Consider the following 16865-nt stretch of genomic DNA (forward strand, 5'->3'; position numbering starts at 1 on the left):
GAGTCCCCGATGAGCGCCGCCGCCAGCTCCGCCCCCGCAGCCCCGATCCGGGTCGCTGCCGGGACCACCGCCGGGGCGGCGGTCCGCGAGGCAGGACTGCCGCAGCGCGGCGCCGTCGACGCCGTCGTGGTGGTGCGCGACGCCGACGGCCGCCTGCGTGACCTGTCCTGGGTGCCCGACGCCGACGTCGAGGTGACCCCGGTGGCCGCCGACACCGAGGACGGCCGCAGCGTCATCCGGCACTCGTGCGCCCACGTGCTCGCGCAGGCCGTGCAGGATCTCTTCCCCGAGGCCAAGCTCGGGATCGGGCCGCCCATCGTCGACGGCTTCTACTACGACTTCGACGTCCCGCAGCCGTTCACGCCCGAGGATCTGGAGAAGCTCGAGAAGCGGATGCAGAAGATCGTCAAGGACGGTCAGCTGTTCGACCGGCGGGTCTACGAGTCCAAGGACGAAGCCCGTCGGGAACTCGCAGGCGAGCCGTACAAGCTGGAACTGGTCGACGACAAGTCCGGGGCCGACGATCCCGAGGTGATGGAAGTCGGCGGCGACGAGCTGACCGCCTACGACAACCTCAACCCCCGCACCAAGGAACGCGTCTGGGGAGACCTGTGCCGCGGCCCGCACATCCCGACCACCAAGCACATCCCGGCGTTCAAGCTGACCCGCAGCTCCGCGGCCTACTGGCGGGGCAACCAGAACAACGCGAGCCTGCAGCGCATCTACGGCACCGCCTGGGAATCCCAGGAAGCCCTCGACAAACACCTCGAGCTCATCGAGGAGGCGCAGCGCCGCGATCACCGAAAGCTCGGCGTGGAACTCGACCTGTTCAGCTTCCCCGACGAGTTGGGTTCGGGCCTACCGGTTTTCCATCCGAAGGGCGGCGTCGTGCGGCGCGAGCTCGAGGACTACTCGCGCCGCAAGCACCTGGAGGCGGGCTACGAGTTCGTCAACACCCCGCACATCACCAAGGAGAACCTCTACATCACCTCGGGGCACCTGGAGTGGTACGCCGACGGCATGTTCCCGCCGATGCACATCGACGCGGAGTTCAACGAGGATGGTTCGGTCCGCAAGCCGGGGCAGGACTACTACCTCAAGCCCATGAACTGCCCCATGCACCACCTGATCTTCCGGTCGCGGGGCCGCTCCTATCGTGAATTGCCGTTGCGGCTCTTCGAGTTCGGCAGCGTCTACCGCTACGAGAAGTCCGGCGTCGTCCACGGCCTGACCCGGGTGCGCGGCATGACCCAGGACGACGCGCACATCTACACCACGCGTGAGCAGATGCGCGACGAGCTCACCCGGCTGCTGCAGTTCGTGCTGGACCTGCTGCGCGACTACGGCCTCGACGACTTCTACCTGGAGCTGTCCACCAAGGACCCGGAGAAGTACGTCGGCTCCGACGAGATCTGGGAGGAGGCCACCAACACCCTGCGTGAGGTGGCCGAGGCCTCCGGGCTGGACCTGGTGCCCGACCCGGGCGGCGCGGCGTTCTACGGCCCCAAGATCTCGGTGCAGGTCAAGGACGCGCTGGGGCGCAACTGGCAGATGTCGACGATCCAGCTGGACTTCAACATGCCCGACCGGTTCGAGCTGGAATACACCGCCGCCGACGGCAGCCGGCAGCGGCCCGTGCTGATCCACCGGGCGCTGTTCGGGTCCATCGAGCGGTTCTTCGGGGTACTCACCGAGCACTACGCGGGCGCGTTCCCGGCCTGGCTCGCGCCGGTGCAGGTGGTCGGTATCCCGGTTGCCGACGCGCACGTGGACTACCTGTACGACGTTGCCGCCCAGCTGAAGTCGCGCGGGATCCGCGTCGAGGTGGATGCCAGCGACGACCGGATGGCCAAGAAGATCGTCAACCACACCAACCAGAAGGTGCCGTTCATGCTGTTGGCGGGGGACAAGGATGTGGAGGCGGGCGCCGTTTCGTTCCGGTTCGGAGACCGTACCCAGATCAACGGTGTGCCCCGCGAGCAGGCGTTCGACGCCATCGCCGAGTGGATCGAACGGCGTGAGAATGCCGTTCCCACAGCCGAATTGGTCAACAAGGTAACCGCGATGAGCGCTTGCGCGAAGAGCGAGGTAGCCCCGACGTGACGGATCCGGACGAGCGGAGGATCGTCGACCACGGGGTCGGCGATCCCGACCACCTGCAGCGATTGTGGACCCCGCACCGCATGAGCTACATCGCCGATGCGGTCAAGGGCGACAACAAGGTCGGGTCGGCCGGATCGTCCGAACCGTTCACCGACATCCCGGAACTGTCCGACGAAGACGGCCTGATGGTGGCCCGCGGGCAACAGGTGTACGCCGTGCTGAACCTGTACCCGTACAACCCCGGGCATCTGATGGTGGTGCCCTACCGGCGGGTGTCGGAGTTGGAGGACCTCACCGCCGAGGAGAGCGCCGAGCTGATGGCGTTCACGCAGAAGGCGATTCGGGTGATCAAAGCGGTGTCCCGACCGCACGGCTTCAACGTGGGGCTCAACCTGGGCACGTCGGCGGGCGGTTCGCTGGCCGAGCATCTGCACATGCACGTGGTGCCGCGCTGGGGCGGCGACGCGAACTTCATCACGATCATCGGCGGCGCCAAGGTGATTCCGCAGTTGCTGCGCGAGACGCGCGCGCTGCTGGCCACGGAGTGGGCCAAGCAGCCGGGTCCGGCGGGAGTGCAGCGGTGAGCAACCTGTTCCTGATGAGCCGGGCCGCCTACGTCAAGCTGTCCCGTCCGGTGGCCAAGGCCGCGCTGCGAGCGGGCCTTACCCCCGACATCGTCACCATCGTGGGCACCGCCGGCTCGGTCACAGCCGCCCTGACGCTCTTCCCGATCGGCCAGCTGTGGTGGGGCGCCTTCGCGGTGTTCGTGTTCGTGCTCGCCGACATGCTCGACGGCGCCATGGCCCGTGAGCGCGGCGGCGGCACCCGGTTCGGAGCTGTGCTCGACGCCACCTGCGACCGGATCGCCGACGGCGCGGTGTTCGCCGGCCTGCTGTGGTGGGCGGCCTTCGGCCTGGGCAGCCCGGCTCTGGTCGTCGCCACACTGATCTGCCTGGTGACCTCCCAGGTGATCTCCTACATCAAGGCCCGTGCCGAGGCCAGCGGCCTGCGCGGCGACGGCGGCATCATCGAGCGCCCCGAGCGTCTGGTCATCGTCCTGGTCGGTGCCGGGCTGTCCGGCGTGCCCTTCCTGCACGTGCCGTGGCTCGTCGACGTCGCCATGTGGCTGCTCGCCGTCGCCAGCATCGTCACCGTCGCGCAGCGTCTGCACGCGGTGCGCACCTCGCCCGGCGCCATGGAGCCGCTCAACCCGTCCCAGCCCACCGAATCGAACGAGCAGAGCGAACTGTGACGATCATCAGCCGGATCCCGCTCAGCGGACAGATGACCGACATGGGTTACGCGGCGGGCTGGCAATTGGTGCGCACCATGCCGGAGTTGGTGGCCCGCAACATGTTCGAGGCAGGCGCGTGGTACGCGTCCCTCGGTGGCGGGCCCGACCAACTGCGCAAGAACCTGGCCCGCGTCATCGGGGTGGCACCGGCCGACGTGCCCGACGAGCTCATGCGGAAATCGCTGGCGTCCTACGCGCGTTACTGGCGCGAAGCATTTCGACTGCCGTCGATGAACCTGCCTGCCGTCGCCCGGCGCCTCGATGAGGTGGTGATCGGCGCGGACAACCTCAAGGTCGGCCATGACGCCGGCCGCGGTGGCATTCTCGCGCTGCCGCACAGCGGGAACTGGGACATGGCCGGGGTGTGGCTGGTGAGCAAGTACGGCACCTTCGCCACAGTGGCCGAAAGGCTCAAGCCCGAGTCGCTGTACCGGCGCTTCATCGAGTACCGCGAGAGCCTCGGCTTCGAGGTGTTCCCGCTGTCGGGCGGGGAACGGCCACCGTTCGAGTTGCTCTCCGAGCGTTTGCGCGCCAACAGGTTCGTATGCCTGATGGCCGAGCGGGATCTGACGCGCAGCGGTGTCGAGGTCGAATTCTTCGGCGAACCCACCCTGATGCCCGCCGGATCGGCCAAGCTCGCTATCGAGACCGGCGCGCCGCTGTACCCGACGCACGTCTACTACGACGGCGACGACTGCGTCGTCGAGATCTTCGACCCGCTCGACACGTCCTCGGGGGACGTCAGGATCATCACGCAGGCGCTGGCCGATCAGTTCGCGAAGAACATCGCCGCGCACCCCGCCGACTGGCACATGTTGCAGCCGCAGTGGATCGCGGACCTCTCCGATGAGCGCCGCGCCCGGTTGGGCACCTGATGAGCGCCTGCGCGAGGAAGCGACGGACCTGAGCCATGCGAATCGGGATGGTCTGCCCCTACTCCTTCGACGTGCCCGGCGGCGTGCAATCCCATGTGCTGCAACTCGCCGAGGTGATGCGTGAGGCCGGCAACGAGGTCAGCGTCCTCGCACCCTCGTCGCCCCACGTCAAACTCCCCGACTATGTGGTGTCGGGCGGCAAGGCCGTGCCGATCCCGTACAACGGCTCGGTGGCCCGGTTGCGGTTCGGGCCTGCCACGCACCGCATGGTCAAGAAGTGGCTGCTGCGCGGCGACTTCGACGTGCTGCACCTGCACGAGCCCAACGCGCCGAGCCTGTCGATGCTCGCGCTGAACATCGCCGAGGGACCGATCGTCGCGACGTTTCACACTTCCACGACGAAATCGCTGACCCTGTCGGTGTTCCAGGGCATCCTGCGTCCGCTACACGAGAAGATCGTCGGCCGCATCGCCGTATCGGATCTGGCCAGGCGCTGGCAGATGGAGGCACTCGGGTCCGACGCGGTGGAGATTCCCAACGGAGTCGACGTGGCGTCGTTCGCCGAGGCTCCGATGCTGGACGGCTATCCGCGCCCGGGTTGCACGGTGTTGTTCCTCGGCCGGTTCGACGAACCCCGCAAGGGGATGGCCGTGCTGCTGGGCTCCCTGCCGAGACTGGTTGAGCGGTTCCCCGATGTGGAGATCCTCATCGTCGGGCGAGGCGACGAGGACGACTTGCGGGAACAGGCCGGCGAGCTCGCGTCGCACCTGCGGTTCCTGGGCCAGGTCGACGACGCCACCAAGGCGTCGGCGATGGCCAGCGCCGACGTGTACTGCGCGCCCAATCTCGGTGGCGAGAGCTTCGGCATCGTGCTGGTCGAGGCGATGGCGGCGGGCACGGCGGTGGTGGCCAGCGATCTGGATGCCTTCCGGCGTGTCCTCGATGACGGTCGCGTGGGCCGGTTGGTGCCGGTGGATGACGCGGACGCTCTTGCCGACGGACTCATCGAGATGCTCGCCGACGACACGACGCGGGCCCGCTACATCGCGGCCGCCACCGAGTACGTCGGCCGTTTCGACTGGTCGGTGGTGGCCGGCGAGATCATGCGGGTGTACGAAACCGTCGCAGGATTGGGGACCAAGGTGCGTGTCGCCGGTGCCGCGGCCAGGAGTGCCGCGGCGGGAGGTTCGGCCTCATGACCGCGGAGATCATCGTCGGCCTGCTGATCCTGCTGGTCGTGGTGCTGCTGCTGGTGGGGATGTGGGCGTTCCAGACGGCCAACCGCCTCGACCGGCTGCATGTGCGCTACGACCTGTCGTGGCAGGCCCTCGACAGCGCCCTGGCCCGCCGCGCCGTGGTGGCCCGGGCCGTCGCCGTCGACGCCTATGCGGGCGGCCCACCGGGCAGACGGCTGGCCGCTCTCGCCGACGCCGCGGAGCGAGCACCCCGGTCGGCCCGGGAAACCGCCGAGAACGATCTGTCGGCCGCGCTCGCAGCCGTCGACCCGGCCTCGCTGCCGGTGGCGCTGGTCGCCGAGCTGGCCGACGCCGAAGCGCGGGTGCTGCTGGCGCGGCGCTTCCACAACGACGCCGTCCGCGACACCCTGGCGTTGCGCGAACGGCCCGCGGTGCGCACCCTGCGGCTGGGCGGCACCGCGGCGCTGCCGACCTATTTCGAGATCGCCGAGCGTGCCGACGCGTCGAGCAGCACTGCGGGTCCCGTCAGCCGACGCACGTCGGCACGGGTGGTGCTGCTCGACGAATCCGGCGCAGTGCTGCTGCTGCGGGGCAGCGACCCGGCGATCGACGCACCGGACAAGCCGGCGCCACGCTGGTGGTTCACCGTCGGGGGCGCAGTGCAGCACGGGGAGGATCTCCTTGCCGCCGCGGTGCGCGAACTCGCCGAGGAGACCGGCCTGCGTGTGGACCCGGCTGCATTGATCGGACCGGTATGGCGCCGCGACGCGGTGATCGACTTCAATGCATCGGTGATCCGCAGCGAGGAGTACTTCTTCATCCACCGCACGGCGCGGTTCGAACCTTCGGCGTCGGGCCGGACCACCCTGGAACGTCGTTACATCCACGGCCACCGCTGGTGCGATGCAACAATGATCGCCGAGTTGGTCGCCGGCGGGGAGACCGTGTATCCGTTGCAGTTGGGTGAGCTGTTGGAGCAGGCGGTTGACCTGGCCGAACACTGGCCCGATGGGCAGACGAGCACGCGGGGACCTGCGCACCGCGAGCTGCAAGCCATCCGCTGATGCGGATTCCATGGATTTGGCAGCTCGATTAGACTGAATCAGTAGAAATTTGGAGGAGATAGCAGTGGAAACCGCGGTGCAGAACGGTGCAACGAATCAGACCGGTACCGCGCGCGTGAAGCGCGGCATGGCTGAGATGCTCAAGGGTGGCGTGATCATGGACGTGGTCACGCCCGAGCAAGCGAAGATCGCTGAGGCCGCTGGTGCGGTGGCGGTGATGGCTTTGGAGCGGGTGCCTGCTGACATCCGGGCTCAGGGCGGGGTGTCACGGATGAGTGACCCCGACATGATCGAGGGCATCATCGAGGCGGTCACCATCCCGGTGATGGCCAAGGCCCGGATCGGGCATTTCGTCGAGGCGCAGATCCTGCAGGCCCTGGGTGTGGACTACATCGACGAGTCCGAGGTGCTGACCCCGGCGGACTACACCAACCACATCGACAAGTGGCGCTTCACGGTGCCGTTCGTGTGCGGGGCGACCAATCTGGGTGAGGCGCTGCGGCGGATCACCGAGGGTGCGGCGATGATCCGGTCCAAGGGTGAGGCCGGTACCGGGGATGTGTCGAATGCGACCACCCATATGCGCAAGATCGGTGGCGAGATCCGGCGGCTGACCTCCATGAGTGAGGACGAGCTGTTCGTGGCGGCCAAGGAGTTGCAGGCGCCCTATGAGCTGGTGGTTGAGGTGGCGAAGGCGGGCAAGTTGCCGGTCACGCTGTTCACCGCCGGTGGTATCGCGACCCCCGCGGATGCGGCGATGATGATGCAGCTCGGCGCCGAGGGCGTGTTCGTCGGTTCGGGGATCTTCAAGTCCGGCAACCCGGCGCAGCGGGCGGCGGCGATCGTCAAGGCGACTACGTTCCACGACGATCCCGACGTGCTGGCCAAGGTGTCGCGCGGCCTGGGTGAGGCCATGGTCGGCATCAACGTCGACGACATCCCCCAGCCACACAGACTCGCCGAACGCGGCTGGTAAACACGACAGGTGGCAATTGAGGAGATCCTTGACCTCGAGCAACTCGAGGTCAACATCTACCGCGGTGGCGTGTTCAGCCCGGATTCGGGCTTTCTGCAGCGCACATTCGGTGGTCACGTAGCCGGTCAGTCGCTGGTCTCCGCGGTGCGGACCGTCGAACCCGGCTTCCACGTGCATTCGCTGCACGGGTACTTCCTGCGGCCGGGCGACGCCCGCTCGCCGTCGGTGTACCTGGTGGAGCGCATCCGCGACGGCGGATCGTTCTGCACGCGCCGTGTCAGCGCGATCCAGCACGGCGAGACGATCTTCTCGATGTCGGCCTCGTTCCAGACCGATCAGACCGGTATCGAACACCAGGATGCGATGCCCGCGGCGCCGCCGCCGGACGACCTGCCCGGCTTCCGGTCCGGGGGAGCGTTCGACGATGCGGGGTTCGCCCAGTTCGCCGAGTGGGACGTGCGGATCGTGCCGCGCGACCAGGTGAGCACCTTGCCCGGCAAGGCGTCCCAGCAGCAGGTGTGGTTCCGCCACCGGGACCCGCTGCCTGACGATCACGTGCTGCACATCTGCGCGCTGGCCTACATGAGCGATCTGACCTTGCTGGGCTCGGCGCAAGTGCACCACCTCGACGTGCGCAAACATCTGATGGTGGCCTCCCTGGACCACGCCATGTGGTTCATGCGGCCCTTCCGCGCCGACGAGTGGCTGCTCTACGACCAGTCGTCGCCGTCGGCATGCGGGGGTCGGTCGCTGACGCAGGGCAAGATATTCAACCGGGACGGCGCGATGGTGGCGGCCGTGATGCAAGAGGGGCTGACCCGCTACCAGCGGGATTTCACGCCTTCGGAAGGAAAATGAGCAAGCACGTAGGAGTGCTCGCCCTTCAGGGCGACACCAGGGAACATCTGGCTGCCCTGCGCGCGGCAGGCGCCGAGGCGAGCACGGTGCGTCGGCTCGCCGAACTCGATGCGGTCGACGCTCTGGTGATCCCCGGCGGGGAATCCACCGCAATGAGCCATCTGCTGCGCGAGTTCGATCTGCTCGAACCGCTCCGGGCGCGTATCGCCGAAGGGTTGCCCTGCTATGGGTCCTGTGCGGGGATGATCCTGCTGGCCACCGAGATCGCCGACGCCGGAGTCGAGGGGCGCGCCGCGCTGCCGCTCAAGGGAATCGACATGACCGTGCGCCGCAACGCGTTCGGCCGCCAGGTGGACTCCTTCGAAGGCGACATCGACTTCGACGGTCTCGACACCCAGGTGCACGCGGTGTTCATCCGCGCGCCGTGGGTCGAGCGCGTCGGCCCCGACGTGCAGGTGCTGGCCCGCGCGGCCGACCACATCGTGGCGGTGCGTCAGGGACCGATGCTCGCGACGTCGTTTCATCCCGAGATGACGGGCGATCTGCGCATCCACAAGCTGTTCGTCGACTCGTTGTGACGGTCCTTACCCTCCGCTGACCTGGGCCTATGGCGGGACACAGGAAGTCCCCGGCGGATACATAGGTTCGGCAAATCAGAGCAGGTCTTAATGGTCGTGTGACAACGACTCTTGACGAAGATCCCGCTGCCGTCGAGCCCGGCCCGCAACAGCGCAGGGTTCGCTGGGATCTCGCGTCGGCCGAGCGGCTGGCGTTACCGGTACTGCTCGTCGGTACCGCGGTGGCCTACCTGTGGAACATCACCATCAACGGGATGGGCAACGAGTTCTACGCCGCCGCGGCGCAGGCCGGCGCCAAGAACTGGGAAGCGCTGCTGTTCGGGTCCCTCGACTCCAACAACTTCATCACCGTGGACAAGCCCCCGGTGTCGCAGTGGGTGATGGCGCTGTCGGGTCAGCTGTTCGGCTTCAGCAGCGCGAGCATGCTCATCCCGGAAGCGCTCATGGCCGTTGCTGCGGTGTGGCTGCTGTACGCCGCGGTCCGGCGGATCAGTGGACCCCGCGCCGCGCTGCTGGCCGGCGCCGCGCTGGCGGTCATGCCCGTGACGGCGCTGATGTTCCGGTTCAACAACCCCGACGCGGTGATGGTGCTGCTGATGACGGCCGCTGCCTATTGCGCGGTGCGCGCCCTGGAGGGATCTGGCGCACGCGAGGAGCAAAAAGGATCCGGCGCACGCTGGATGGCGTTGGCCGGCGTCGCGCTCGGCTTCGCCTTCCTGGCCAAGATGCTCGAGGGGCTGATGGTCATGCCGGCCGTCGGCCTGGTCTACCTCATCGCCGCCCCGGTCACGATGCGCCGTCGGCTGCTGCACCTGCTGGGCTCGCTGGTCGCGTTCCTCGCGTCGTCGGGCTGGTTCGTGCTGCTCACTCTGATCTGGCCGGCGTCCTCGCGGCCATACCTCGCCGGTTCGACCAACAACAACTTCATGAACCTGGTCCTGGGCTACAACGGATTCGGCCGCGTACTGGGCCACAACCATTACGGCATGAAGCCAGGCGACCATCCGGCGCCCGATCCGACCAGTGGCCCGGGCGCCGCTGCCGCCCAGCACCACGGCGGTTTCGGGGGATGGGGCAACCAGGTCCAGGGCCTGCCAAGGCTGTTCACCGGCGAGTTCGGTTTCGAGATCGGCTGGCTCGTCCCCGCGGCGCTGCTCGCGACGGTGCTGGTGCTGGTGTCGCGGGGGCGGGCGCCGCGCACCGACATCGTGCGCGCCGGGGCGATCCTGTTCGGGACGTGGCTGGTGATCGACGGTCTGGTGCTGAGCTTCATGAAGACCAACGTGCATCCGTACTACTGCCTGTCGCTGGCCCCGGCCGTCGCCGCCATGTTCGCCATCGGCATCCAGGAGATGTGGCGCCGCCGCGCCGACCGGTTGGGGCAGATCGGCTTGGCGGCAATGCTTCTGGGGACCGGAGTGTGGAGTTTCTGGATCCTGGGCCGCAATGCCTCCTGGCTGCCGCCGCTGCGGTGGGTCATCCTCGCGGTGGCCGTGCTGGCCATGGTGGCTCTGCTGTGGGGATTGCGCGCCGGCAGCCGCGGCATCGCGGTCGCCGCACTGGCGGCAGCACTGATCGGCGGGTTCGCCGGGACGACGGCGTACACGGTCGCGACCCTTGGCCAGCCGCATACCGGCGGTGGCCCGAGCGTCGGACCGGCCGATCCCGACGACAACCACGGGCACGGCTGGTTCACCGACAACCCCGGCGTGGATTCGATGCTGCGCGGCACCACGACCAAGTGGTCGGCGGCCATCAACCGTTCCTCGGCAGCGGCGAACCTCGAATTGTCCACCAACACCGCGGTGATGGCGATCGGTGGCTTCACCGGTAGCGATCCGGTGCCGACGTTGGAACAGTTCCAGGCCTACGTCGCCGACCGGCAGATCAGCTACTACATCCTCCCGGAACCCAAGGACCACGGCGGGGGCTTCTTCGGCAACAATTCGCACACCGACATCACCGACTGGGTGAAGGCGAACTTCACCTCGACCAAGGTGGGCTCGGACACGGTCTACGACCTGAGCGCTCCGCTGAAGAAGTAGCCCGGGCGGAACTACACGTCGGCCCACGTAGAATGGGCAGCCGGAGTTTCACCAGAAAGAGGGCGTACCTGCATGAGCGGCCATTCCAAGTGGGCCACCACAAAGCATCAGAAGGCCGTCAAAGACGCGCGCCGTGGTAAAGAATTCGCCAAGCTGATCAAGAACATCGAGGTGGCCGCGCGCACCGGCGGCGGTGACCCGGGCGGAAATCCGACGCTGTACGACGCCATTCAGAAGGCCAAGAAGACCTCGGTGCCCAACGACAACATCGAGCGGGCCCGCAAGCGTGGTGCGGGCGAAGAAGCCGGTGGCGCCGACTGGCAGACCATCATGTACGAGGGTTACGGCCCCAACGGTGTCGCGGTGCTCATCGAATGCCTCAGCGACAACCGCAACCGGGCCGCCGGTGAGGTGCGCGTCGCGATGACCCGCAACGGCGGCAGCATGGCCGATCCCGGCTCGGTGTCCTACCTGTTCTCCCGCAAGGGTGTGGTGACGCTGGAGAAGAACGGCCTGACCGAGGACGACGTGCTGCTGGCCGTGCTCGAAGCCGGCGCCGAGGAGGTCAACGACCTGGGCGAGGCATTCGAGATCGTCTCCGAGCCCTCCGACTTGGTCGCGGTCCGCACCGCGCTGCAGGACGCCGGTATCGACTACGACTCGGCCGAGGCCAGCTTCCAGCCGTCGGTCACCGTCCCGGTCGATCTCGACGGCGCGCGCAAGGTGCTCAAGCTGGTCGATGCGCTTGAGGACAGCGACGATGTGCAAGAGGTGTACACCAACGTCGACATCCCCGACGATGTTGCCGCAGCCCTCGACGAGGAGTAGCCGGTAGTGGGGGCCGTTCGCGATCCCCAGGATGTGAAGTGGACGGTGCGCCGGCGGTGGCTGCCCTGGCGCCCACGCCGAAAAATGCCGGAAGACTGGGGCGTCGGCGACATGTCCCTGTCCGATGGCGACGACGTGATCAGCATCGTGCTGAACATCGTCGTCCTCGTGCTGTTGATTCCCGTGGTGTTGCTCGCGGTGCTGGTCGCCGCCGAGTTCTTGCTGCTCTTGCTCCTGCTGCCGCTGTGGGTGCTGGCCCGGTCGCTGTTCGGTACGCCCTGGATCATCGTGGTGCGTCGTCAGCACAAGATCGTCGCAGAGGAAGCCGTCCGCGGCTGGAGCGCCACCAGTGAGCGGATCGAACAGCTCAAGTCGGCCATCGCGGCCGGGGAGGCGGGCCCGGCCGCCGCGTCTGCCGCCTAGACCCCTAACCGATCGCGGCGACCGCGGCCGCGATCGGCGTCTCGCCGGAGATGACCTCGAACGTCTGCCCGGCCGTCCGCGGCGCATCCAAAACAGCCAGCAACACCGCGGCCACATCGGCTCGTGGGATGGTGCCGCGCCCGGTGGATTCGGCGATCCGTACCACGCCGGTGCCTGCCTCGTCGGTGAGTCCTCCGGGCCGCACGATTGTGGTCTGCAGTCCGGGACGGGCCCGCACGTTCGCGTCGGCGTCGGCCTTGGCGCGCATGTAGGCGCGGAACACTTCGTCATAGCCGTCGTCGAGGCTGCGGTCCTCGGCTGACAGCGCGGAAATCATCACATACCGCTGCACCCCCGCGGCCTCCGCAGCGTCGGCCAGCAGGATCGCCGCGTCGCGGTCGACGGTCTCCTTGCGAGCCGCCCCGCTGCCCGGCCCGGCACCCGCGGCGAAGACCACCGCATCGGCGCCGCGCACCTGGTCGGTGACCTCTTCGACCGAGGCCTGTTCCAGATCCAGCACGGCGGCCCGGGCGCCTGCGGCTTCGAGGTCGGCGCTCTGGGCCGTGTTGCGGATCAGCCCGGTCACCGAGTCGCCGCGCTCGGTCAGCAGTCTTTCGAGGATCAGGGCGATCTTGCCGTGTCCACCGGCGATCACGACGTGCATGATGTCTCCTCCAGCCTTGGTCGGGTCGCTACCAGCATGCAACGTCACCGCGGCCCGCATGCGTCCCCCGGTTGTGAGCGTGTCCCTGCCACACCCGGTCGGTGGCCCACGCTAGGCTCTCGAACAGATGTTCTGACGAAAGGGTTCGCGTGCGGGTGATGGGAGTGGATCCCGGGTTGACGCGTTGCGGCCTGTCGGTGATCGAGAACGGGAAGGGCCGGCAGGTCATCGCGCTGGATGTGGACGTGGTCCGCACACCGGCCGACGCGCCGCTGCAGAAGCGGCTGCTCACCATCAGCGACACCGTCGAGTACTGGATGGACACCCATCGGCCCGATGTGATCGCCATCGAGCGGGTTTTCGCGCAGCAGAATGTGTCGACGGTGATGGGCACCGCCCAGGCCGGCGGCGTGATCGCGCTGGCGGCCGCGCGCCGGGACATCGACGTGCATTTCCACACACCGTCCGAGGTGAAGGCCGCGGTCACCGGGAACGGCCGGGCCGACAAGTCTCAGGTCACCGAGATGGTCACGAGAATCCTTGCGCTGCAAGCCAAGCCAACGCCCGCCGATGCGGCTGACGCGCTCGCGCTTGCGATCTGTCACTGCTGGCGGGCACCGATGCTCGCGCGGATGGCCGCCGCGGAGGCGCTCGCCGCCGAGCAGCGCCGCAAGTATCAGGCGAGGCTCAAGGCGGCCCGGGCATGATCGCGTCGGTCCGCGGCGAGGTTGTCGACATCGCGCTCGATCACGCCGTCATCGAGGCTGCCGGCGTCGGTTACAAGGTGATGGCCACCCCGACGACGCTGGCGAACCTGCGTCGTGGCACCGAGGCTCGGCTGATCACCGCGATGATCGTGCGCGAAGACTCCATGACGCTCTACGGGTTCGCCGACGGCGATGCGCGGGATCTGTTCCTGACGCTGCTCGGGGTGTCCGGTGTCGGACCCAAGATCGCGCTTGCGACGCTGGCGGTGTACGACCCGCAGGCGCTGCGTCAGGCTCTCGCCGACGGCGACGTGACCGCGTTGACCCGGGTGCCCGGCATCGGTAAACGCGGCGCCGAGCGGATGGTGCTGGAACTGCGCGACAAGATCGGGGCCGTGACCGCGGGCGCCACGGGCACGGCCGGCGGCCACGCGGTGCGCGGCCCGGTGGTGGAAGCCCTTGTCGGCCTTGGTTTTCCGGCCAAACAAGCAGAAGAAGCCACCGACAAGGTGTTGGCCAACGACCCAGAGGCCACCACGTCTACCGCGTTGCGGTCGGCGCTGTCGATGCTGGGCAAGAAATAACCATGGGTCGGTTCGACGACACCGAGGAGCCCGACGACCGCGAGGTGACGCCGGCGCTGACCGTCGGCGAAGGCGATATCGACGCCAGCCTGCGGCCCCGTTCGCTCGGCGAGTTCATCGGTCAGCCGCGGGTACGCGAGCAGTTGCAGCTGGTGCTCGAAGGAGCCAAGAACCGCGGTGGCACACCGGATCACATCCTGCTGTCGGGGCCGCCCGGCCTGGGCAAGACGTCTCTGGCCATGATCATCGCCGCCGAGCTGGGCTCATCGCTGCGCCTCACGTCGGGTCCCGCGCTGGAGCGGGCGGGCGACCTGGCGGCCATGCTGTCCAACCTCGTCGAGCATGACGTGTTGTTCATCGACGAGATCCACCGCATCGCGCGCCCCGCCGAGGAAATGCTGTACCTCGCGATGGAGGACTTCCGCGTCGACGTCGTCGTCGGGAAAGGCCCTGGAGCCACGTCGATTCCGCTGGAGGTCGCGCCGTTCACCCTGGTCGGTGCGACCACCCGATCGGGCGCGTTGACCGGCCCGCTGAGGGACCGGTTCGGTTTCACCGCGCACATGGACTTCTACGAGCCGGTGGAGTTGGAGCGCGTGCTGGCCCGCTCGGCAGGCATCCTCGGCATCAAGCTGGGCGCCGAGGCCGGGGCGGAGATCGCGATGCGTTCGCGGGGCACGCCGCGCATTGCCAATCGGCTGCTGCGCCGGGTCCGCGACTACGCCGAGGTGCGCGCCGACGGCAACATCACGCGCGACATCGCCAAGGCCGCCCTGGAGGTCTACGACGTCGACGAACTGGGGCTGGACCGGCTGGACCGGGCGGTGCTCTCCGCGCTCACCCGGAGTTTCGGCGGTGGACCGGTGGGGGTTTCCACATTGGCCGTGGCGGTCGGGGAGGAGGCCACCACGGTCGAGGAGGTGTGCGAACCGTTCCTGGTCCGGGCCGGGATGGTGGCGCGCACCCCGCGGGGCCGGGTGGCGACACCGCTGGCCTGGACTCACCTCGGCATGCAGCCGCCGATAACCGGTCTGGGCCAGGCCGGACTGTTTGAATAGTCGTTATGGTCATCGCCGGTTTGGTTTTCGCCGCCCTCGCCGCGGTTCTGCACGTGTACATCTTCGTGATGGAATCGCTCACCTGGACCTCGCCGCGCACGCGCGCGACCTTCGGTACCACCGCGGAAACCGCGGAGATCACCAAGGAGCTGGCGTTCAACCAGGGCTTCTACAACCTGTTCCTGGCCATCGTCACCGGGATCGGCATCTTGGGAATTGCCCTGGGGCACAACGCTGTCGGCGTGGCTCTGGTGTTCGCCGGGGTCGGCTCGATGCTGGCCGCGGCGCTGGTTCTGCTGATCACCTCGCCGGACAAGGCCCGCGCTGCCATCACGCAGGGCATCTTCCCGCTGATCGCGGTGCTGCTCGTGGCCATCGGGGTCGCACTCTGAGACCGAGCACCTCTCAGGCCGAGCAGACATGAAAGCCCGCGACACGCGGGGTTTCCGGTGCCGCCGTGTCTGTTCGGCCAGACACTGATTGGCCGCGGTCCTGGTGGGACCGCGGCCGCTCAGGGGACCTTCCCTTGTGAGGAAGCGTGTTACAGCAGGCCGAGCTGCTGCAGGTTGGTGATGTACTGGACGATGACCGCGGGTGTCACATGCGGGATGTCCTTGTCGGGCCCGATCTTGGCTTCTTGCACGGCTTCCCGGAAGTGATCGGTCGGTGCGCCTGCGCCGAGCATCGGCCGGCTGGGCTGCTGGTAGTTGTGCAGCAGCGGCAGCAGGGAGGCCTGACGTTGCTTGTCGGGCAGCGCGCGCAGCGCGGTGTCGAACCGCTGCAGCCAGGTCGCGTAGTCGTCGATGCGGTGCACGGAGTAGCCCGCCTCGATGAGCCAGTCGACGAACTCGTCGAGACCCAGGCCGTCGTCGTACGGGTTCATCACGTGGTATGTCTCGAAACCGTCCGTCACACGAACCCCGAGGGTGGAGATCGCTTCGGCGATGAATTCCACCGGCAGGCCGTCGTAGTGCGCCCGTTGCCGTTTGCCTTCGGCGTCCAGCTCGTAGAACGAGCCGGGGGCGATGCCGCTGGCCACCAGGCTGAACATCATCCGGGTGAACATGTCGGGCAGGTTCAACTGGCCTGAATACGTCGTATCGGCCAGGATCATGTCGCAGCGGAACACGGCCACCGGCAGCCCGCACAGGTCGTTGGCTTCGCGCAGCAGGACTTCGCCGGCCCACTTGCTGTTGCCGTACCCGTTGGCGTACGAGTCGTCGACCTGACGGGTCGCCGAGATCTGCCGGATGTCGGCGTTCTCGACGAATTCGCCGGGCTTGATACCCCAACCGACACCGATGGTCGAGACATACACGAACGGCTTGATCTTGGTGGTCAGGGCGATCCGGATCAACTCGGCGGTGCCCAGGGCGTTGGGCCCGAACAGCTGGCTGTAGGGCAGGACGTGGTTGACGAGCGCGGCCGGGTCGACGATCAGGTCGACGTCGTCGGCCAGACGCTGCCAGGTCTGCTGGTCGAGTCCGAGGTTGGCTTCGCCTTTGTCGCCTGCGATGACTTCGAGGTGCTCGGCGGCCAATTGCTGGTAGTGGGCAAGGAGTTTCGCGTCGCCGGTGTCGAAGATGGCGTCGAGGCGGGCGCGGGCTTCTTC

18 protein-coding genes are annotated in these 16865 nt (G+C 67.8%); 16 read left to right on the forward strand and 2 right to left on the reverse strand.

What is annotated here, in order from left to right; genetic code table 11:
- The first annotated feature begins 9 nt into the window (after positions 1-9).
- From thrS to A5784_RS35540, 12 genes are all read left to right on the forward strand, one after another.
- Positions 10-2103, forward strand: coding sequence for a threonine--tRNA ligase (gene thrS / locus A5784_RS35485; protein ID WP_064949528.1), 2094 nt, complete (start codon positions 10-12; stop codon positions 2101-2103).
- Complete coding sequence (locus A5784_RS35490; protein ID WP_064949529.1) at positions 2100-2687, forward strand: ATP adenylyltransferase; 588 nt, start codon at positions 2100-2102, stop codon at positions 2685-2687. Before thrS ends, A5784_RS35490 begins: the two co-directional genes overlap by 4 nt.
- Positions 2684-3355 carry a phosphatidylinositol phosphate synthase gene (gene pgsA, locus A5784_RS35495; protein ID WP_064949530.1) on the forward strand — a complete coding sequence of 224 codons (672 nt, stop codon included), beginning with the start codon at positions 2684-2686 and terminating at the stop codon, positions 3353-3355. The genes A5784_RS35490 and pgsA overlap by 4 nt, the downstream gene beginning before the upstream one ends.
- The gene (locus A5784_RS35500; RefSeq protein ID WP_064949531.1) at positions 3352-4272 is read left to right on the forward strand and encodes a phosphatidylinositol mannoside acyltransferase; all 921 of its coding nucleotides are present in this window, start codon (positions 3352-3354) and stop codon (positions 4270-4272) included. The genes pgsA and A5784_RS35500 overlap by 4 nt, the downstream gene beginning before the upstream one ends.
- A gap of 35 nt (positions 4273-4307) precedes the next feature.
- Complete coding sequence (locus tag A5784_RS35505) at positions 4308-5471, forward strand: glycosyltransferase family 4 protein (protein WP_064949532.1); 1164 nt, start codon at positions 4308-4310, stop codon at positions 5469-5471.
- Complete coding sequence (locus A5784_RS35510; RefSeq protein WP_064949533.1) at positions 5468-6532, forward strand: NUDIX hydrolase; 1065 nt, start codon at positions 5468-5470, stop codon at positions 6530-6532. The genes A5784_RS35505 and A5784_RS35510 overlap by 4 nt, the downstream gene beginning before the upstream one ends.
- A 64-nt stretch (positions 6533-6596) precedes the next feature.
- Complete coding sequence (gene pdxS / locus A5784_RS35515; RefSeq protein WP_064949534.1) at positions 6597-7508, forward strand: pyridoxal 5'-phosphate synthase lyase subunit PdxS; 912 nt, start codon at positions 6597-6599, stop codon at positions 7506-7508.
- Between the two features lie 9 nt (positions 7509-7517).
- Positions 7518-8366, forward strand: coding sequence for an acyl-CoA thioesterase II (gene tesB / locus A5784_RS35520; RefSeq protein ID WP_064949535.1), 849 nt, complete (start codon positions 7518-7520; stop codon positions 8364-8366).
- Positions 8363-8944, forward strand: a complete 582-nt coding sequence (gene pdxT, locus A5784_RS35525; protein WP_064949536.1) for a pyridoxal 5'-phosphate synthase glutaminase subunit PdxT — start codon at positions 8363-8365, stop codon at positions 8942-8944. The genes tesB and pdxT overlap by 4 nt, the downstream gene beginning before the upstream one ends.
- Positions 8945-9042: 98 nt before the next feature.
- The gene (locus A5784_RS35530; RefSeq protein WP_064949537.1) at positions 9043-10989 is read left to right on the forward strand and encodes a glycosyltransferase family 39 protein; all 1947 of its coding nucleotides are present in this window, start codon (positions 9043-9045) and stop codon (positions 10987-10989) included.
- A 72-nt stretch (positions 10990-11061) separates the two neighbouring features.
- The gene (locus tag A5784_RS35535; RefSeq protein WP_064949538.1) at positions 11062-11817 is read left to right on the forward strand and encodes a YebC/PmpR family DNA-binding transcriptional regulator; all 756 of its coding nucleotides are present in this window, start codon (positions 11062-11064) and stop codon (positions 11815-11817) included.
- Positions 11818-11823: 6 nt separating this feature from the next.
- On the forward strand, positions 11824-12240 hold the full coding sequence (locus A5784_RS35540) for a hypothetical protein (RefSeq protein WP_156750950.1): 417 nt from the start codon (positions 11824-11826) through the stop codon (positions 12238-12240).
- A gap of 4 nt (positions 12241-12244) precedes the next feature.
- Here A5784_RS35540 and A5784_RS35545 read toward each other — a convergent pair whose 3' ends face one another.
- Positions 12245-12904, reverse strand: a complete 660-nt coding sequence (locus tag A5784_RS35545) for an NAD(P)H-binding protein (protein WP_064949563.1) — start codon at positions 12902-12904, stop codon at positions 12245-12247.
- A 149-nt stretch (positions 12905-13053) separates the two neighbouring features.
- Between A5784_RS35545 and ruvC the strand changes: the two genes are divergently transcribed.
- Genes ruvC through A5784_RS35565 form a run of 4 tightly spaced genes read left to right on the forward strand, consistent with a single transcriptional unit; the run spans position 13054 to position 15645 of the window.
- On the forward strand, positions 13054-13611 hold the full coding sequence (gene ruvC, locus A5784_RS35550; RefSeq protein WP_029372290.1) for a crossover junction endodeoxyribonuclease RuvC: 558 nt from the start codon (positions 13054-13056) through the stop codon (positions 13609-13611).
- Positions 13608-14195: a Holliday junction branch migration protein RuvA gene (gene ruvA, locus A5784_RS35555; protein ID WP_064949540.1), complete on the forward strand. Its 588-nt coding sequence runs from the start codon at positions 13608-13610 to the stop codon at positions 14193-14195. The genes ruvC and ruvA overlap by 4 nt, the downstream gene beginning before the upstream one ends.
- 2 nt (positions 14196-14197) lie before the next feature.
- Positions 14198-15253, forward strand: coding sequence for a Holliday junction branch migration DNA helicase RuvB (gene ruvB / locus A5784_RS35560; RefSeq protein WP_064949541.1), 1056 nt, complete (start codon positions 14198-14200; stop codon positions 15251-15253).
- A gap of 5 nt (positions 15254-15258) precedes the next feature.
- Positions 15259-15645, forward strand: coding sequence for a DUF1304 domain-containing protein (locus A5784_RS35565; RefSeq protein ID WP_064949542.1), 387 nt, complete (start codon positions 15259-15261; stop codon positions 15643-15645).
- Between the two features lie 149 nt (positions 15646-15794).
- On the opposite strand, the gene A5784_RS35570 is transcribed toward A5784_RS35565, so the two are convergent.
- On the reverse strand, positions 15795-16865 hold a 1071-nt coding region (locus A5784_RS35570; protein ID WP_156750951.1), incomplete at its 5' end, for an SDR family oxidoreductase.

The organism is Mycobacterium sp. 852013-50091_SCH5140682 (assembly GCF_001665685.1).
In the GTDB taxonomy this organism is placed as follows: domain Bacteria; phylum Actinomycetota; class Actinomycetes; order Mycobacteriales; family Mycobacteriaceae; genus Mycobacterium.